The sequence below is a fragment of the Algoriphagus sp. NF genome, assembly GCF_028823735.1.
Lineage (GTDB): Bacteria > Bacteroidota > Bacteroidia > Cytophagales > Cyclobacteriaceae > Algoriphagus > Algoriphagus marincola.
In genome coordinates this window covers 107,618-126,433 of sequence record NZ_JAPEIB010000009.1, presented here as the reverse complement: position 1 = coordinate 126,433, position 18,816 = coordinate 107,618, and the positions used below count along the sequence as shown (strand labels likewise).

Below are 18,816 nucleotides of genomic sequence, written 5' to 3'. Positions count from 1 at the left end.
TGCTACCCCGTTGAATTTGAAACTCACTGGAGGCAGCAGTCCATAATTAATTCGAAAACCGCTTTTAAGTCGAGGGGCTCCGCTGATTAACAGTGGGACCGTGTTGAATTGCAATCCTGCAAAGTCTGCCTGCTGCCCCAAGGCATTTTCGACTTGAATATTCTCCAATCCATAAAGATTGGCATTCAGTGAAATGACCGTTGTATCTAGAAAAGCTAAGTTGCCCGGGTTATAAAACACACCTGCATTGTCGAGAGTATCGGTCAAAACTGCACCACCCAAAAGAGCTGCTCGGGTTCCAAACTGATTGCCCCAATGATGGGTATCCTGGGCTTGGATTGATACCGGAAAAATTACAGCAAGGAGGAGTATGGAAAGGATGCCACCTTGATTGGGAAGTAAATAAATTAATTTAAAAAATGCCGATTTAAATGAGAGAGTCATAGCCTATTAGAAAAACTATATGTTGCATAATTTAATAATTTCAATGGAAAAGAAAATTGTTGGTTAAAAAAGAAAAAGAAAAGATGGCTCTTCATATGATTTTCAAAAATTCCTTTCAGTTTCAGATTCCAAAAAATCTTTGATTTCTTTGAAAATCAGCAGATCATCCTTCATGGGGTTTGTAAAAAATTGTCTAAAGTTGACATTTTAAGCTTGGGAATTGACCAGCTAGAAAAGCCAATCTCAATGTCTTAAGCTACTAATTGGAATTGATCATAGCCTTTTCTTTCAGGTACTCACTGGGAGTTACACCATTGATTTTTTTGAAGGATGAAATGAAGGTAGTGCGGTTTGAAAAGCCACATTTCGAAGCTAAACCGTCCAGGGTAAGCAAGGTATGTTCTCCTTTTTCTACGAGCCTGTTAAATTCTTGTATGCGGAATTTATTGATCCACTGATTGAAGTTGGTATCATAACATAGATTGATAGCAGGGGAGATTTTATATACCGGGATATCCAATTCATTGCTCAAGTCATTAATGGTTATTCCTTGCTTTAAGTATAGCTTTTGCGATTGGACCAGGTCAGTCAATTGCTTACATAGCTGTTCCAATTCCTCCGATTGTGAATATCCGACTGGCTTTGCTGGTGAGATTTCCTTTTTTTTGACCTCTTCCTGAACGCTTCCAGACCAATAAAAACCGTAAAGAAGCCGAGGGTTAAAGACTAAGAAAATCCCTGCACCAATCAAGGCAGTGGATACCGTAAGTGTCTGTACCTCAATAGTAAACCCGCCCCATCGATCGATAAACCTAAAAAATCCCGGCAAAATGGCAAAGCAGAGGATGGAGGTGATAAATACCAAAAAATTGAAAATGTATCGGTTCAGGTGAGATTCTTCCCTGTTTAGTTGGTTTTTGTTTTTCCATAAAAGATTAAAGACCAAAACGAGGAAGATCAACAACCATACTTGCCGAAAGAAAAAATGAAATTCATCGGGAAAAAAAATCCCTTCTTTGAATAGAAAATGATTGTAGTTCAGTTGTTGGCTCTGAATCATTTCCACTTTTTCAGAAGCGGAACTGATATAGTAGGGAAAATAGTCTACTATATAACCTATAGAAGGAATTGCAAAAAGCCATCTCCACCTTTCTACTTTTTCTTCTCGGTAAATAATTTTTTTAACAAAAAGAAAAAAAAGTGGAGCGATCAAGTAGGCTGATATATTTCCTGTCCTCGAAATATGAGGAAAATCTAACATCAACTCACTCCGGTATAATTCCGAAGTCAAAAGTGCGTGAGTCAAGCAAAACAATGAAAAGCCAAGTATTAAATTACCGTTTCTTTTTGCACCTGGGTAAAAAATCAATATGATTGACACAAGAAAACCTATAATTATTCCTGTCCAATTGTATAACTCCATAAAAGTAGGCGTAATCCGAATTCACTTTAAATATACTATTTAACCTTAAAAAATGAAGGATTTGGGAAATTTATCAATCTTTATTCAAGGTAGGATAAAGTCGATGTAGCCTTTGGAAAATAAAGTTACTGAGAGAATAAAAACACCACTACTGCTCTCCATCCCCAATCTGCTTTTCCACCATCAGGAGCTGCTAAGTTTAATCTTGGACCTACTGCAAACTGCACCTTTTGAGAGCCAAGGGAGGTGACACCACTTACGGTTGGGTTCAACCAAACGGTCGTCTGATTGGATTTCCAATTTTGAGTCCATTCAAGATTTCCACCTAGCCCCGCACCAGATTTCCAGTTGTACACTATAAATGGTTGAACAAACATCTGGCTCACATTCGGTCTTTCATCACTTCCTGCGACAGACCATATTTGGTTGATTAGTCCTCCGACAGTCCAACCATTGCTTTGCTTTAATGCTACGGCCGTGGGCCCCATTCCAAATTTCTTGGCAGTCAGGAAGTCATTGGTACCCACGGGAAGTAGCAAGGCTGGCCCAACTCCCCAAGTAATTTTTTCAGAGTTTTTTGGGGAGAAAAAAGCTGACATCACTGCGTCTCCCAAACCTGACTGCTTTTGTCCTTCTCCAGTGATATTGTACTGAGTAATGACAGGAAGTACTACTCGGGTAATCATATTTAGATTTTCACTGATGGAAATCGGGACTACCGGTTGTATGTTAAGCGTGTTTCTTGTACCGTTAAATGCTCCAATTCCATAATCCGTATTATTCTGAAAAGGAACCGATATCAGAGAAGCGATTGGATTTGCGAGTTTTTTTGCTAATTCTGCTGCATCGTCTTGAGCTAAGGCCACAAAGGAAGAAAGCAAGAATAGGAAAAGAAGGCAAGTTGATTTTCTCATGAGAATAGGATTAGCTATTATTTAAAGGAAATTATCATAAAATTGAAATCAACTGAAGGTCTATTGATCCTTTTCAATCTACCTGATTAAAGCTAGTTTTTCTTTAAAAAGTCAAACCAAGTAAAATATTCTTAAGCTTTTTCACACTGATCCTGATTTTCTGTGTCTTTCTTGGTAAGATTTACCAAATCAAAACAGCTGCAGGTAATTTTGGAGGTTAAGTTTTTCATCAGCCCTCTATTTTTATTGTTTACAAAAACTTCTTCTTTTTGCTTACTGCGTATCGAAGAGCTTTTTGATTAACTTACAGTATTCTGCCTTAGTGTAAACTATGATTCTATGAAAAAAGCTTTATTTTTCTCCCTGATCGCTTTCTGTTGTTTTTTCCGTACCCAAGCACAGGAGGTTTTTCATGACTCCACGGCCTTACTGATTTTGGACAAGGTTGGAGCTTATTTTGGGGAAGTGAATTCCTTGAAATTTAATACCAAAACTTCTCAGGATGTAGGCTTCCGTGATGATTTTTTCATCAAGGAGTTTCGCTCCGGTGAGTTTATCATACAGGGGCCAAATCAACTTTCAGCCAAAGTAATTGCCCAAGGTAAACCCCAATATTACTTCTACAATGGGAGTCAGATCGTATACTACTCCCTAGAGGATAAAATCTTTGTAGCTTCCGAGGCTCCGGACAATACCTTGGATATGCTGGAAAGTCTGTACACGGATTTCGGAATTCAACTGGTGGCTGCGGATTTTCTGTATCCGGATTTTGCCTTTCACATGACTGAGACCATGGACTACATCGAATACCTTGGGGAAGCAGAGGTGCATGGTCAAAAGTGCTTCCATGTAGGTGCGGCAAATGCTGAGATGACTTTTCAAATTTGGGTCTCACAAGACCTGGAAGCCAGACCAGCCAAAATAGTGGTGACTTATCTGGGCGAACCTTATGCCCATCAAGTGGAGGTAACCTTCGAAAATTGGGAGATTAACGAGACTTACCCTGATTCAATTTTTGAATTTCTTCCCCCACCCAACTCAAAACAAATTACTTGGACCAAAAAAGACTAGGCTATGCATACTTTTAAGACAATTATCAAATACTCCTTCTTCCTGTCTTTACTGATTTTATTTTCTTTGCCTGAATTAAGTCATGCACAGCGATTTGCAGGTAGGAGTGGTGGTGGGGCGCGTCCCGCTGTTTCAAGACCGGCTTCCCGTCCGGCTACAAAGCCTGCTGCCAGACCTGCTACTCAGAATAGAAGCCGAAATACCAATACTAATCTCAGTCGCCCTGCACAGTCTTCAAGTGGAAACAGGGGAGGAGCTATCAATGGTGGCTCCAATCGAGTTACTAAGTCGCCGAAAGTAGAAAACAAAGTTAGTTCCATCAAAAATACCGGAAACACCAATACCGGAAACCGGCTAAACAATGTAAACACAGGCGATCGGGGATCTAACAACCGAGTGAATATTGATAAAAGCCGGGGTGACGTCAATATCAATATTGACAATAGCCGAAACACCATTGTCCGGAATAATCGAAATGTAGCGTATCGACCACCTTATCGTCCCTACGTCAGACCACCCTACATCTGGGGAGGATTCGGGTTTTCTTGGTATAGACCCTATTACTATCATCCGTTTACACCTTTCTATTGGGGTCCGGCCTGGCATCCATGGGGCTTTTTTGTGGCAACCCTTGCTGTGACCGCTATTGTGGTGAGTGTGGATAACCAAGACTACCATTACGACGAGGGGGTTTTTTATGTGGAAGCAGATGATGGCTATGTGGTGGTAGAGGCTCCTCAAGGAGCTACTGTGAAGGTCATTCCCAAGGAATCCGAGGTAGTGGAAGTAAGCCCTACGGTGAACAATTATTACTACGGTGGTACCTTCTATGAGCAAAATGACGGAACCTACACAGTAGTTCCTCCTCCAGCAGGTTCAGTCGTATCCAACCTTCCCGAGGGTGCCGAGGAAGTAAAGGTAGGGGAGCAGACCTTTGTTAAATTTGGAGACACCTACTACATGCCCGTAGAAGTGGATGGGAAAAATATGTATGAAATCGTGCAGGTGGAGGAGGAGGAATCCTAGTTTTTATTCTTGGGTCGAAGGCGAGGAAGGCAAGGGTTTTGCAAAGAATGGGCTAAAGCCGCATTCCTATTCAATAGATGCATTTAAAATGCTGCCCAATACCTAAGGCATTTTCTGTAAAATCCCGGTATGAAGTGCTGGGCTAGAATCGGTGAAGATCTTAGACCCAAATTCAATTTGGGGTTAGTACATGCCGTTCCTTCAGGGTAACATGGCAAATCGGAAAGGTTGAACTCTTGGGAAAAAGGGATTAGTCTCTCATTTGCACCTGAAAAAAGACGTATAGCATCTCCGAGGCAATCTGCAGGGAGCGCTCATCATATTTTTCTGCTTCTAAATCGGTACCATCAAAGGCCTTGGGATCTTCATAACGCACCGGAATGCGCCGCTCTGTGCCGGGAATAAAGGGGCAGTTTTCATCGGCATGATCACAGGTCATTACTGCAGCAAAATGTAGGGCATCATTGGCGGGATCATCAAAAACCTTGGAAAAAGCGATGATTGGATCACTTTCGTCCGAGTAAAAAACAGAATAAATCGGATTGCTTCCGTTTTCCTTGAATGAGATTCGAAACCCACTCCTTTTGAGTGAACTGACCGCGCGATCATTGAATGCGGTGACTTCCACACCTCCGGAATAGCAATTGGCCGGAATGCCATGGAGATCGGCAGCTGTTTTAGCCAAAATTTGCGAAAACTGGCTCCTGCGAGAATTATGCGTGCAAATAAAATTTAGGTTCACATCCTGACCTTGATCGAGTTTGGATTGGATGTAGCTGATCAAAACTTCCAAAACAGCCTTCCGCTCGGCAGGGATGGGTTGTTTTTTAGCGTTTTGAATGGTTTCGGCTAGAGTAGGATAAAGGGATACTTTTTGCATATGGAAAGCGGATTGGCACAAGTAAAAAAAGACCTTCCAGGTTTTGAAACCTGAAAGGTCTGAACATCTGATTTAGCAGCAGCCTGATCCCGGAGCGCAGGAAGAAGCCTGCAATTGCTCCAAACTAAGCTTTGGTTTTTTGTTTTTTTCTCCAGGTTTTTCAGCATATACCGTGATGCTGAAAATTCCCGTTTGCTTGGATAAAAACTGCTGAATTTCCTCCTGAGAAAGATACTTTTCTAGGATATCATCGGGCAGGGTGATGGTCTTTTCTTTTTGGATTTGGATAGATTGGAATCCAGCCTGCTGTATGAAGGACAAGTAGTCGGATTTTTGAATTGCTCCCGCCACACATCCTGCATACATCTCTGCATCCTGTCTGAGTGCCTCTGGCAAATCTCCTATCAACACGATATCTGAGATACTGAAGTGACCTCCGGGCTTCAAAACCCGGAAAATTTCACCGATGACTTTTTCTTTATTAGGAACCAAATTGAGCACACAGTTGCTGACAACCACATCGGCTACGTTGTCATTTACCGGCATTTGATCGATGTCTCCTTCCCGAAACTCCACATTGTGATAGCCAAGCTTTTCCGCATTGGCTCTTGCCTTTTTGATCATCGCAGGGGTAAAATCAATCCCGATTACCTTGCCTTCAGGGCCGGTTTCGTGTCTTGCCACAAAGCAATCGTTGCCCGCTCCTGATCCCAAATCAATGACCACGTCTCCTTGTTGGATTTTGGCAAATTGGGTAGGAAGTCCGCAGCCCAATCCCAAGTCGGCATCTTCCAGATAGCCCTCGGTACCGGAGTAGTCGTCCATCATGATGTTATACACTTTGGTGGAGGGAGAGGTAGCTCCGCAGCAGGATGCGGCGTTTTCTGCTTTTCCCTGTTCGGCGATTTTTCCATAGCGCTCCCGCACTACTTCTTTTAGTTTTTGTTCTTGATCCATGTTTTGCTTGTGAAAATGAATGTCTTTTTTGTCAATAATCAGGTACAGGATGGGGTCGTACAATTAGAATAAGATTCAAAAAAGGATTGGAAGAGGTTTCGGAGCATGGTCCAATTTTCCGGATGAATGCAATAATTAACTCGAGTACCTTCTATGCTACCCTGAATGAGACCCGCTTCTTTGAGTTCGCGAAGGTGTTGCGAGATCGTTGCCTGTGCCAAGCCGATTTCCATCACCAAATCCCCATTGATACAGGAATTGGTTTTGATCAAGTGTTGAAGGATGGCTATTCTGGCAGGATGGGCAATAGCTTTAGCCATTTGGGCAATTTTATTTTGTTCCTCGGTGAATAGATGTGTTTGAGTGACTCCCATTTAAATATTATTTCATTGCAATATTACGATAAATAAATTAAACAAGAAGAATTCTAAGATTTTTTATCCGTGCCAGTACGGATACAAATTCAGGGTCTACGGGGATTTTAGGGGATATTAAAAAACTCCAATTTTAGAATTCCTAAACAAAAAAAATCATGAAAAGCTTATTACTCATTTTTCTCCTGCTCTTTGTGGAGACAGTTCCAGGTACCATTCTCGATGAGAAAGATCTGAAAGTAACCAGTTACAATAAAAAGAAGCAACACCAGAAATCACCCAAAAAAGTATTTATAAGAAGCTATAAAGCGCTTTTTGAGGTTTTTGAGGAAGCTTCAGCAAAGACTTCTGGCTCTAAAAAAGAGCGTGCAAACCGGACCACTTTCACCTCTGGAACTTCTACTCGAATGGGAGTTCAGATATCCGGAGTGGATGTAGCTGATTTTCAAAAAATCATTGATCAGTCGTATCAGGATTTTGTCAATCAACTGACTAGTCAGGGGTTTGAAATCATGACAGCAGCTGAGGCCAGCCAAAGCGACTATTTCGAAGGTTGGACGCTAATGAAAGGTGGAGCTTCTTCGGATGACCAAGCGGCAGGATTTGTCATGGTTACCCCTACTGGATTTGAGTATTTAGTGAAAGGTGTCGCCAAAAGTGGACGTGAAAAAGGCACTTTTTTGGATATGGGGCCAAAAATTTCAAAAGAGCTTGGCGATGTCTATGTGGCTGATGTCAATTTTATCTTTCCATTTGTGACCTTGGATGCGGATGCCTCTATGTGGACAAATACTTCCTCTGTCAAAGCGAAAATCGGGTATCGAATTGAGCCGATTATGAACACTTCACAGGAAAATCAGCAGACTTCATTGACTGGCTTTGCCAAAGGTTTTGGGTCTATGGGTTCTTCTGAAGTAATCAGTTCTCAAGTACGCTTTCTCTCCGGAAATGATATTGGCAATAATCCATTCTTCGACGCTAAAGTGGAGTTGAAGAAAGCGGTGTATTTCGAAGATGTTTTTGAAGATAAAAAAATCAAGGAAGTGACTCAGGCACAATCTGATATGTTTTCTAAAACGGGATATAGTCAGCTAGTGATGGTATCGGGTGATCAAAGTACAGTCGCTTCCCATTTTGCCGAATGTGACTCAGAGCGCTATGTGAGTTCTGCTTCAGGCGCGATGAAAGATATGGTAGATGCGGGGATTTCAAATTTTGTGGAAATGACAAAAGATTAAGGCATTCCGCCCACCAAATTATTTTCCAAGGCAAATTTCAAAAGACCAACCAGCGTGTTGGTCTTTGTTTTTTGGTAGATATTTTTTCGGTGGGTTTCCACCGTTCGCTCAGATATGAAAAGTTTTTCGCCGATTTCCTTATTGGAAAACTCATCAAAAATCAATGTTAAGACCTCCTTTTCCCGATCTGTAAGAATCCGCTCGTCTTCTGGAAACCGCATTCGCTGAATAAGAATTTTCTGAATCTCAGCACTAAAATACATTCCGCCATCGGCTACTTCCCTCAAGGCTTTTAATAGTTCTTCATGTGCCGCTTTTTTCAGTACATAGCCTTCTGCCCCTGTGGCTAAAGCCTCCTTGACTCGATATGGCTCATCATGCATACTGAGAAAAATCAATTTGGTGCCTGGGGATTTTGATTTCACTTTTTTGGCCAAGGCGATCCCCCCAATTTCGGGGATGGAAATATCTGAAATTATCAGGTCATGGATCTCGTTATTTATCCGTTCCAAAGCTTCCTCTACGGTAAAGGCAGTATCAACTTGACTTATTTCCGGCTGACTTTCGATCAAAAACTTCAAACCGTCCAGTAAAATCCGATGATCATCAACGAGGAGAATTTTCATTCAAGAATGGGGTTTAATTGGCTCGGTGAACATACGGAAAGGTAACCAAAAGCTCCGTTCCTTGCTGCCCATCTTGGGTGAAAAGCTCCAATTTTCCATTGAGCAATTCGGCACGGGTGGTGATATTTTTCCAGCCATTTCGCTTGCTATGCTGAAAAACATTCGGATCAAAGCCCTTTCCATCATCCAGAATCTGGAGTTTGGCGATACCCTGATTTTGTGACAAAATAAGCATGATATGACTTGCCTTGGCATATTTGAGGACATTGTTGATCCACTCCTGACAGATTCGGAAAAGGTTGATCTCGACCAATTCATCCATGCGGTCCGGGAGGTCTTGAGACTCGATTTCCAGTTTTACTTTTTCTCCGGCATTGATGCGGTGAGCGAGGTCCTCCAGGGCCGAAATTAACCCAAATCGGATCAGGGTAGCAGGCATCAGATCATAGACCACATTACTGATTTCCTTGGACATCTCATCCAAAACGGAATCGGTACGGCTGACCAGTTCGGTTTTAAGCTCTTCTTTGGCTTGATTGTTTTTGAGCTGGGACACGTACATCCTAAGTGCTGAAATATACTGCCCAAATCCATCATGAAGATCTTGAGCCATACGCCTTCGCTCCTGCTCTTGGGATTCTAGAGAAGCTTGGATAAATGCTTCTTTGACTTTCAGTTCCCGATCTTTCACAAGCAACTCTTGCTTTCGCCTATTTCGATTCTGATAGAAAATAAAAATAGCGATTAGAAGTACCAACAATAGTCCTAAGGCTGCAAAGGCAAAGTAGTTTCGCTGTAACGTTGCATTTTTTTCCTGAAGTTCCGCATTTTGTAAAGCAATTTGGCTTTCCTTTTTTTCCAGATCATACTGCACCTGTAAGTCTGTCAGTAATTGTGCGTTTTCTTCGTTGAAGACTTGCTTACTTAGCTCCTGATATTCGTCTAAGTAGGCATTGCCTTTTTCAAAGTCACCCTTTCTAAAAAAAATCTTTGCTAAGGCGTTTTTTAGGGTCAGGGAGTAGTTGACCAATTCTGGATTATTCTCCAAAACTTTCAGTCCTCGTTCAGCAAACTGCAAGGCCTTTTCACTTTGACCCAAATCAACATGTGCTGTCGCCGCGTTGCTGACGATGCTCAGTTCCATTTTGGGATCAGGAGTAAAGCCGTCCGAGTCATCCAAGGCTATAGTTAGCATCAAAAGTCCCTTTTCATAGTTTTTTTGTCCGATGTAAAGAGCTCCCAGATTGTCGTGCACTCGATGAAAAAGCACCTTGTTTCCAGCTGTTTTGGCATTTTCAATGGCTTGTCGGTAATATCGTTCGGCCTGCTGCTCTTCTCCCATCAGCCTGTAGCAAATACCCAGATTTGCAGATGAAATCGCAATTCCGTTGGAATCCTTTAATCGCTTCCTGATTTCTAAAGCTTCCAAATGATACTTGATAGCTTGCTCGTAAAGTTCTAGCTCCTGATTGGCAAGCCCAAGATTCGAAATACTGCTCACAAAATTAGCTTCGAGGGCGTTGGGATCACTACGGCCTATTTCCAGTGATTTGGAAAAGTAATCAATGGCTGCTTTGTAGTCCGAAGAGTTGAGCCGATTCATTCCCAGATTATTGAATGAACGCTGTTCCAAAGCTTTCCAGCCTTGTTTTTGGCTTTCTTCGAGTATTTGGGAAAAAATAATCAACGAACTGTCTGTTTGCTGATGAACATCATAATAGATGCCGAGATTTTGCAGGATTTCATAGTAAATACGTGATTTGCCTACTTCTTTTTCAGCAGTTGTCAGGACTTCTTGAATTTTGAATTTGGATTCTTCTCCATCACTGAAAATCATGGAAAAGGTATGCTGCTGAATGGCTCGATAGCGAATAGAATCAGGGAGATTCTGATTTTGAAAAACTTGTTCTAAGCTATCAGCACTTGATTGCTGCTTGCCTAAAGCCAGGGATGTGCCTACCAAAAAAATAAAGAGTGAAGAAATGCTGTAGAGTTTTTTCAATGGAGGGATTTTAATCTCACAAAGTAACTCCACTGACTATTTAATCAAATTTTTTTTATAGATATGGTTCATTTTTTTCTCCAAATAATCATGTCGTAGAATCTCATAGAAATTAGTGTAGAACCTTCATTTCTGTGAATTGAAAGACGAACCCTTCCCCTTCCAAACTATAAAAATACCCACTAGCACGGATATCAAAATACCCAATTCGTTGTATTTCTCTGGATGATTTTTACGGGCAACTTGCAAATAAAAATCCACTATGAAACTAAGATCTTTACTACTTGGCCTTTTGGCCTTCGTTTTTTTTGCATGCCCAGATAAGGATGATGAGATTCCTCAGGGTTCTCTGAATGTAGAAGCTACCATCGACGGGCAAGCCTGGAGAGGTGCCGGAAATAGCCGAATTACCAATGTGGCAGGTTTCACTGTCTTGGCTATCGGAGCCGGAGCGACTGATCGCTCTAATTTGGCTTTTACGCTGGATGCAGAGCGAACTGGGAATTTTGACCTAGCAGGTACAGCTCTTTGGACTACATCCAATCAAGTGGTGCATAGCGCAACCTCCGGAACTCTTACGATCACAAATATTGATGGGGACAAAGTATCGGGCACTTTTTCTTTCAAGGCGAGTCCGATGACTGGTAGTGGGCCCGAGGTGAATATTACAAACGGAAAGTTTACGGATGTAAATATTATGCGCTGATCAATTTTTAAGTGAAACTGAAATTCACAAAATCCATACCCTATAGAGTTAAATGGACGACTTTTAGCTTTTGTTTGGGACTTTTTTGATAAAGGGGAGGCAAGGGTGTGCCTCCCTTTTTTTTAGATCAGGTTCTCCTTTTCTAGTTTCAATTTGATCCGTTCATGCTGCTCCCAGAATCTAGTCTCAATTTTCTGCATCGCGCTCTGGAATCTCGGTCGATTCTTTATCGGTTCAAATACCGGTTCATCTTTCAGATACAAAAACCAAAATTGATTATTTTCCTCTTTGGCAAAGGCTTCCAAGGATTCCAATGCTTTTTCCCAATCCTCCTCTATCGCATGCTTGGTGGCCAAAGCTATATTGCGGTAAATGGATTGATCTAATTCAGCAAATTCTTGGTACTCTTCAAAAAGTCGATTGGCCTCCTTTACTTTTCCATTCTGCTCATAGACCAGTGAGATTTTAGAATTTTCTAATTCATAAATAGAAAGACCATTGGTCTCTCGAGCTTCCACAAAAATGGTGTAATAGAAATCTGCACTGTCGTACTTCCTGTCTAGGTAGAAAAACTTTCCAATATCCTGAAGAATATCCAGTCGGCTTGGATCTCTTTCCCATAACTTAATCAAGCGCTGACGCATCTTTTCATTGTCCTTTTCTTTGGCAAAGAGGATGTATGACCTCAGGTGCGGGGCATAATAATTTGTCGAATCAAAAGCTAAAGATCGATCGATAAATTCCTTGGCTTCATCTACAAAACCTGCCGTAACCAGGGCATTTGCCAACTGAAGGTAGCTGTAACTTTGAGAAGTGGAGTCTCCACTTTCTACCTGAATCTGTACTGCCTTTAAGGCATATTCCAGGTATTTTTCTGTATCTGGCTCCAGCCTAAAATAGAAATCTGCCAGCATTTGTATGGCTAAGGCCGAATTTGGGTTGTATTCGAGTGCCTTTTCCAAATAAGGTCTTGCAAGGGCAAATTCTTCGCTTTGGATATAATAAAAGGCCTTAGCCGTCAGGCTTTCGGCCGATTTTGAATCGAACAAGAGCGCCTTGTCGGCGTAAGAATTTATTTTCTCGGTATACTGCTTTTCAGCGCGAAACATCTCCAATAAGTAGTAGGAGATAGCCACGTGAGCGTAAGCCAAAGAAAACTCTGGGTCCTGCTCGATTGCCTTTTCGAAAAGGGCAATCCCTTTCAGAAGGCCTTCGTCAGTCCGGGAATGGTAAGGTTCCAAAGCCTGGAGGTAATAGTCGTAAGCGAGAAGGTTATCCGTCGGTCGCTTTTCGATTTGTTCAAGTTCAGTCGGAGTGACGAATACCTTGATCGCATCTGTGATTTGGGTCGCAATTTCATCTTGAATGGAAAAAATGTCTGCCAATTGACGATTGTACTGCTCCGCCCAAACTTGCCGCTCTGTCTCTGCATCGATCAACTGGATGCTGAGTAAGACTTGCTCCCCGACCTTTTGCCCGCTGCCTGAGACAAAATAGCTTACCCCAAGCTCTGAAGCCATTTCAGGAATGCTTTTGTTGGTATTTCGGTACTTTTCTACGGACGAGCGACTGATCACCCGGAGGTTTTTGATTTTCTGAAGATTGTTCAGGGTAGACTCCATCAGACCATTCACAAAGTAGAGATTGCTGGAGTCGGCACTTTCATTTTTAAAGGGGAGTACCGCAATGGATTTCTCTTCCAGGGAAAACTGAGGCTCCGTTTTGGGCCAAAAGAAATAGCTGAATGCTACAACTAGTAAAACTGCCAAAAGTCCAAAAATCCAAGTTTTCGAAAGCCTATCTTGGTTTAGTTGTGCGATAGGGTTATCTTCTTTTTGAGGTATTTCTATTTTTTGTTTTCCTACTTCGCCGGGAGGAAAACCATACTGTTCGCGAAAACACTTGATAAAATAAGACGCGCTACCAAAACCTACCTGATACGACACTTCCGAAACAGTCATGTTTCCTTCTTTGAGGAGATCCATGGCAATTTCCAAGCGGATTTTTCGGATGAAGATGCTTGCCGAAAGGCCGGTCCCTGCCTGTATTTTTCTCAATAGGTTGGATCGGCTCATGTTCATCGCCTCTGCGAGTTCGGATACACCAAATTGCTCATCGGAAGCTTTATCCACCACGATGGCAGTGGCCTGAGAAAGGAAGTCTTCGCTATGTTTTTGATCTTCTGCCATGCTAAAAATTCATTTTCAAGGTAGAGAAATTTACTCAAAGTGACAGCCACTTTTTCCGAAGATTCTCCTGCCAATCCAATGCTTTTGCGTCATAGTTTATAGCCTTGCGTCATAAATTTTATCCTTGAGCGATACTTTATGCTTTTGGCATCCTGCCTTTTACACCCACCTCTGAGGCTTGCCCCAACTTTGTAGCAAACAAAATTCAAAAAGTATTCAATCAAAAAACAACACTATGAAAGCTTTAAAAAACAACACGCTCAAAGTCATTGCTAGCCTTTTACTAGCAGTAATCCTTTTGCCCGCATGTAGTAATGCGCAAGACAAGGCTGGAAAAACTCAGCAAATTGAAGCGCCTAAACTTGACATTCATACGGCAGTGATGACCAATAATCTGGATGTGGTCAAGCAGCATATTGCTGCAGGTTCGGATATTAATGCAAAGGAATCTTTTAGTGGATCCACTCCTCTCATTACAGCAATCACATTTGACAAGCGGGAAATCGCTCAAAATCTAATTGAGGCCGGAGCGGACTTGACCATCGCCAACAATGACGGAACGACTCCACTGCATGCTGCGGCCTTTTTTGGTCGGGTAGAAATCGTGGAAATGCTGCTTGATGCGGATGCGGACAAGTCACTCCAAAATAATTTTGGGTTTACTCCTCGCGAGACGGTCATGGGACCATTTGCCGAAGTCAAGCCGATCTACGAAATGATGAAGCAGCAACTCGGGCCAATGGGTCTTGAATTGGACATGGAGCGACTGGAAAAGACTCGCCCCGTCATTGCGATGATGCTTCAATAATTCCCAGTATCATTTCATCAGATCATGACAACTCAAAGAAGATACGATATTGATTGGCTGCGGGTGATTGCGATCGCCCTGCTGCTGATTTACCATATTGCGATAGTATTCCAGCCTTGGGCCATGTTTCTCGGTTTTATCAAAAGCGAGGAGCTCATGACAGGGCTTTGGAAGCCGATGACCCTATTGAATGTCTGGCGGATACCTTTTCTATTCTTCGTATCAGGAATGGGGGTTTACTTTGCTATCCGCAAGCGAAACTGGAAGGAACTCTTGATGGAGCGGAGCAGGCGAATCCTGCTTCCCTTCCTTTTTGGAGTGGTGGCGATTGTGCCTATTCATTTTTTGATTTTCCAAGCTTATTATATTCTCCCGTTGGGTTACTCAGCACATCCTGCCCATTTGTGGTTTCTAGGAAATATTTTCGTCTATGTGCTTCTTTTAGCTCCGATCTTCTTTTACCTGAAAAAATCAGAAAATGGAGCTTTTAAGAAGAAGCTAGCAGTCTGGATGAGTAATCCCCTTGGCCCTTTGTCTCTTTCATTGCTTTTTGTTTTGGAGGTGATTTTGGTCAAACCACAGGTCTTTGAAATGTATGCCTTGACTTGGCATGGATTCTTTATCGGAATTTTAGCTTTTTTCTGTGGTTTTCTGCTGGTCTACAGCGGAGAAGCTTTTTGGAAAACGGTCTTGAACTGGCGTTGGGCTTACCTAGGGCTAGCTTTGGGGATGTATCTGACTCGATGGATGGTCTATGATTTGGTCGCTCCCGGCTATTTGATGGCGATAGAATCGATCTCTTGGATTATGGCCATTTTCGGTTTTGGGTACAGGTACCTCAATAAGCCGAGTGCTATCTTGAGCTATCTGAGTCAGGCGGCATATCCGGTTTATATCTTGCACATGGTGGCCTTGCATACTGCGGCTTCGGTGATTTTACCGCTGAATTGGCCGATTTTCTTTAAATTTCTTGCCATTATTGGATTCACAGGAATTTTCTGTTTCGTGATTTTCGAATTCCTGATTCGTCGAATACCATTCCTAAGACCGCTGTTCGGACTTTCTTGGGATTTCAAAACCTCCAAAATCAAACCACTATCCGTTCCTTCCCTTGATTGATTTTCAGGGAATGTTTTAAGCATTTATCAGCACTATGAACTCATCAAAAAGAAAATATGCCATCCTTGCGGGGCTTTCCCTGATCCTGATGGCAGTCTTAGCAGGCTATGCCTATGGCTTTGTCTATGGCTCCTTAGTTTTTCCCGCAGATGCTGAGAAAACGAGGGATTCGATCCAGCAAGCTCTTGGAACCTATCAATCTGGCATCGCTGCTTGGATAGGGATTTTAATCTTGGATATTTTGGTCGCATGGGTCTTGCATCTGTATCTTCGGGAAGTACATCCTCGCCTTTCCCTCACGACCGCAATGATCCGAATTTTGTATTCAGCGGTGTTAGGATTGGCGATATATCACCAACTGACAGTCATTTGGATCCTAGATGAGGGTACGGCAAACCAGATCATTCAAGAGCTGAAAGCCTTCGAAAGCATCTGGTCTAATGGCTTGATTCTTTTTGGACTCCATTTGATTGGTTTAGGGTTTCTTGCCTGGAAGGCTGAATTCGTGCCCAAATTTTGGGGAGTACTATTGATTTTTGCAGGAATATCCTACTCGGCAATTCATCTGGCAAAAGCTTTTTTTCCTGAGCAGATCGATCAGATCATTTCGATCGAACAGGTACTTTCTTTACCCATGGCCCTTGCTGAAATTGGATTGGCAATCTGGCTTGTTTGGAAGGGTGGAAGGATTCCTAGTCACAGTAAAAATTTGTCTCAATGAAACTCAAAAAAGTACTTCGAATCCTTTTTATACTCGTGTCAATTTCCGCTACCATTTATTTCGTCCCTTGGTTGATCCTGCGGGCTTGGCTGGCACCAATCCCTGATACTATTCAGGAGCAGGTAGCAATGGCTATAAATTACAAACTGGATGGTATCATCGTCTATGTGGATCAGGGTGGAAAAGAACCGCATTTCTATTCGGCTGGCTGGAAAGATCGGGATCAAAAAGCCCCTGCCGACCCCAATTCACTATTCAAAATCGCCAGTATCAGCAAGCTCTACATCGCCGCTGCAGCCAGCAAAATCGTGGCGAGTGGAGCCCTTTCGCTGGATGATACCTTGGAAGAGTTGCTTCCTGAGGTTGCTAAACATATTGAAAATGCAGATCAAATTACCCTTCGACTTTTGATCCAACATCGCTCCGGGATTCCTAATTATTCTGACCAGCCGAATTATCCCTGGGATAAGCCATTTACCGAAAATCGTCCGGCCTTGGAATTGATCTACGACTTGCCGGCTGACTTTGCTCCCAATGAGAAATACGCCTATTCAAACACGAATTATTTGCTGATCGGTGAAATTTTGGACAAAACCTTGGGCTATTCTCATCATGACTTTATCCGAACAGAGATTTTAGAGCCTCTGGGATTGAAGCGCACCTATAGTTTGCTATCGGAAGTGGATCAGGATGAACTGATGAGTGGGTATTTTGTGGGCTATCCTTTGGATATAAAGGGAAATGATTTTATCCACCCGGGAGGATCCATGATTTCTACTGCGGAGGAAGTGGGAATTTTCCTCCGCGCCTTGATCGACGGGACCTTGCTCACAGAAAAGGAGCAAGAAATTTATTCCTCGGTATACGTCTATGAGCACACTGGGCTCGTGCCTGGCTACCAAAGCATTGCCAGATATCATTCGGATATCGATGCGGTGGTGGTACAGTTTGTCAATACGAATGGAGGCTACGCCTGGAACTTACACGAGATTGTATATAATCGGGTGGTGAAGATTTTGAGGAGGAATAAATAGCTTTTGTTTTTTATAAAAGATAGATGTTTGAAAATCTTTGCGCATCGATTTCATCTTTTGTGCCTGAACTTTTTTGAGTATACTTGTGTACACAATAAGGTACACCAAATTTGATTTTATGTTAGTCATCAGTTCTCGAGAATTCAGGGATAACCAGAAAAAGTATCTTGACTTAGTTGATCAAGATGAGCATATCATCATCCAAAGAGGGAGAAATAAATCGTATGTGCTATCCCCTGTGAAGGAAGGGGATGAGTTTTTGATGGACCCTAAAACTAAGGCTCATATCCAAAAGGGCATAGCTGATCATCAATCAGGAAGAATTACAAAAGTAAAGCCTGAAGACATCGATGCTTTACTTGGGCTATGAAATATGAACTTGCCTTTACGGATCAAGCCATCAAGGATATTGAGAAGTTTAAGATTTCAGGAGATAAACCTTTGCTTCGAAAATTGAGAGCTTTATTGGATGAGTTGCAAGTTCATCCTCAAACTGGAACTGGCAAACCAGAAAGATTAAAGCATGATTTTGCTGGTTATTGGTCCAGAAGAATCAATCATAAGCATAGGTTGATTTATTCCATCGAAGAGGACAAAGTGCTAGTCACGATAATTGCTGCCTTTGGACACTATTCTTAATTAAATTGACATTGCTTAAAAATGACAATCAACAGATTGATTATTCTTCAAATCAATCCCCTCCCAATCGCATCCTCAGCCCTAGATTTCCCCTCAGGAAGACTTGATCTCCTAATAAGTAGGGTGTAGCTTCCATTAGTATTCCCAGTCTTCTAAAAGTAGAAATGGGTTTAATCGTTGTGCCAAAGGGTAGCCCTATTGAAGCTTCTGGACCTATTCCGAAATCACCAAAAAATCCCAGCATGACTCCTCCATGGAGATTATACCACTCCGAGCGGTAAAAATTGTATTGTCCAATAGCTTCTATGCCAAGGTCAAGCTCCAATCTGTCTGGAGCTAAAAATCGAAGTTCACCAAAAAACTTCTTTTCGATATCAGTTCCGACGCCGATCTGCGCAGATAGTCCTGAATGATATATCCCCACTTGAACCTGAGAAAAAGCCCTGCTAAAACAAAGAAAGGCAAATACAAAGATTAAAATGTGCTTCATAAAGATTCGATTTTCAATAATTGGTTAGTTTCAAATAAAGGCAAACATACTACTATAAATCACATTAAAAAACTGAAATTATGTATTTAGCAAGTTGATCTAAGGGGACTTATTTGTGACCTGAGATTGAAGGCTTCGACTCCGCTCAGCCTGAC

General features: G+C 42.1%; 20 protein-coding genes. 10 read left to right on the top strand and 10 right to left on the bottom strand.

Annotated elements, in window-relative coordinates; genetic code table 11:
- The 3 genes from OU792_RS06295 to OU792_RS06285 all read right to left on the bottom strand — a co-directional run.
- Positions 1-444 (bottom strand): hypothetical protein (locus OU792_RS06295; protein WP_274669766.1); only part of this gene is annotated, 444 nt, incomplete at its 3' end.
- A 259-nt stretch (positions 445-703) separates the two neighbouring features.
- A complete protein-coding gene (locus tag OU792_RS06290) occupies positions 704-1,705 on the bottom strand; it encodes a helix-turn-helix domain-containing protein (RefSeq protein WP_274669765.1) in 1,002 nt (333 codons plus the stop codon).
- A 287-nt stretch (positions 1,706-1,992) separates the two neighbouring features.
- Positions 1,993-2,781, bottom strand: a complete 789-nt coding sequence (locus OU792_RS06285; RefSeq protein ID WP_134199207.1) for a hypothetical protein — start codon at positions 2,779-2,781, stop codon at positions 1,993-1,995.
- Between the two features lie 339 nt (positions 2,782-3,120).
- Between OU792_RS06285 and OU792_RS06280 the strand changes: the two genes are divergently transcribed.
- On the top strand, positions 3,121-3,852 hold the full coding sequence (locus tag OU792_RS06280; RefSeq protein WP_274669764.1) for a DUF2092 domain-containing protein: 732 nt from the start codon (positions 3,121-3,123) through the stop codon (positions 3,850-3,852).
- Between the two features lie 3 nt (positions 3,853-3,855).
- Positions 3,856-4,878, top strand: coding sequence for a DUF6515 family protein (locus OU792_RS06275; RefSeq protein ID WP_274669763.1), 1,023 nt, complete (start codon positions 3,856-3,858; stop codon positions 4,876-4,878).
- Positions 4,879-5,128: 250 nt separating this feature from the next.
- Here OU792_RS06275 and OU792_RS06270 read toward each other — a convergent pair whose 3' ends face one another.
- The 3 genes from OU792_RS06270 to OU792_RS06260 form a co-directional block, all read right to left on the bottom strand.
- Complete coding sequence (locus OU792_RS06270; RefSeq protein ID WP_274669762.1) at positions 5,129-5,758, bottom strand: protein-tyrosine-phosphatase; 630 nt, start codon at positions 5,756-5,758, stop codon at positions 5,129-5,131.
- A gap of 72 nt (positions 5,759-5,830) precedes the next feature.
- Positions 5,831-6,715, bottom strand: a complete 885-nt coding sequence (locus OU792_RS06265; RefSeq protein WP_134199212.1) for an arsenite methyltransferase — start codon at positions 6,713-6,715, stop codon at positions 5,831-5,833.
- A gap of 38 nt (positions 6,716-6,753) precedes the next feature.
- Positions 6,754-7,089 (bottom strand): ArsR/SmtB family transcription factor, encoded by a 336-nt coding sequence (locus OU792_RS06260; protein WP_134199214.1) that lies wholly within the window; start codon positions 7,087-7,089, stop codon positions 6,754-6,756.
- Positions 7,090-7,247: 158 nt separating this feature from the next.
- Here OU792_RS06260 and OU792_RS06255 point away from each other — a divergent pair, with 158 nt between their 5' ends.
- Positions 7,248-8,327, top strand: a complete 1,080-nt coding sequence (locus OU792_RS06255; protein WP_222584099.1) for a hypothetical protein — start codon at positions 7,248-7,250, stop codon at positions 8,325-8,327.
- Here OU792_RS06255 and OU792_RS06250 read toward each other — a convergent pair.
- A complete protein-coding gene (locus OU792_RS06250) occupies positions 8,324-8,953 on the bottom strand; it encodes a response regulator (RefSeq protein WP_274669761.1) in 630 nt (209 codons plus the stop codon). The two genes, OU792_RS06255 and OU792_RS06250, sit on opposite strands and share 4 nt — an antisense overlap.
- 13 nt (positions 8,954-8,966) lie before the next feature.
- Positions 8,967-10,955, bottom strand: coding sequence for a tetratricopeptide repeat-containing sensor histidine kinase (locus OU792_RS06245; RefSeq protein ID WP_274669760.1), 1,989 nt, complete (start codon positions 10,953-10,955; stop codon positions 8,967-8,969).
- 262 nt (positions 10,956-11,217) lie between these two features.
- Here OU792_RS06245 and OU792_RS06240 point away from each other — a divergent pair, with 262 nt between their 5' ends.
- Entirely contained in the window at positions 11,218-11,661 is a 444-nt protein-coding gene (locus OU792_RS06240) for a DUF6252 family protein (RefSeq protein ID WP_134199221.1), read from the top strand.
- 122 nt (positions 11,662-11,783) lie between these two features.
- Here the strand turns inward: OU792_RS06240 and OU792_RS06235 are convergent, their stop codons facing one another.
- Entirely contained in the window at positions 11,784-13,850 is a 2,067-nt protein-coding gene (locus OU792_RS06235; protein ID WP_274669759.1) for a helix-turn-helix domain-containing protein, read from the bottom strand.
- 235 nt (positions 13,851-14,085) lie between these two features.
- On the opposite strand from OU792_RS06235, the gene OU792_RS06230 reads away from it, so the two are divergent.
- The 6 genes from OU792_RS06230 to OU792_RS06205 all read left to right on the top strand — a co-directional run bounded on the left by OU792_RS06230 (position 14,086) and on the right by OU792_RS06205 (position 18,171).
- Positions 14,086-14,658: an ankyrin repeat domain-containing protein gene (locus tag OU792_RS06230; protein ID WP_274669758.1), complete on the top strand. Its 573-nt coding sequence runs from the start codon at positions 14,086-14,088 to the stop codon at positions 14,656-14,658.
- A 24-nt stretch (positions 14,659-14,682) separates the two neighbouring features.
- Entirely contained in the window at positions 14,683-15,777 is a 1,095-nt protein-coding gene (locus OU792_RS06225; RefSeq protein ID WP_274669757.1) for an acyltransferase family protein, read from the top strand.
- A gap of 34 nt (positions 15,778-15,811) precedes the next feature.
- On the top strand, positions 15,812-16,498 hold the full coding sequence (locus OU792_RS06220; RefSeq protein ID WP_274669756.1) for a DUF4386 domain-containing protein: 687 nt from the start codon (positions 15,812-15,814) through the stop codon (positions 16,496-16,498).
- The gene (locus tag OU792_RS06215) at positions 16,495-17,532 is read left to right on the top strand and encodes a serine hydrolase domain-containing protein (RefSeq protein WP_274669755.1); all 1,038 of its coding nucleotides are present in this window, start codon (positions 16,495-16,497) and stop codon (positions 17,530-17,532) included. Before OU792_RS06220 ends, OU792_RS06215 begins: the two co-directional genes overlap by 4 nt.
- 118 nt (positions 17,533-17,650) lie before the next feature.
- Positions 17,651-17,902 (top strand): prevent-host-death protein, encoded by a 252-nt coding sequence (locus OU792_RS06210; RefSeq protein ID WP_134199233.1) that lies wholly within the window; start codon positions 17,651-17,653, stop codon positions 17,900-17,902.
- On the top strand, positions 17,899-18,171 hold the full coding sequence (locus OU792_RS06205; protein WP_134199234.1) for a Txe/YoeB family addiction module toxin: 273 nt from the start codon (positions 17,899-17,901) through the stop codon (positions 18,169-18,171). Before OU792_RS06210 ends, OU792_RS06205 begins: the two co-directional genes overlap by 4 nt.
- 52 nt (positions 18,172-18,223) lie before the next feature.
- Here OU792_RS06205 and OU792_RS06200 read toward each other — a convergent pair whose 3' ends face one another.
- Positions 18,224-18,661, bottom strand: a complete 438-nt coding sequence (locus tag OU792_RS06200; RefSeq protein WP_134199236.1) for a hypothetical protein — start codon at positions 18,659-18,661, stop codon at positions 18,224-18,226.
- Positions 18,662-18,816: the final 155 nt, after the last annotated feature.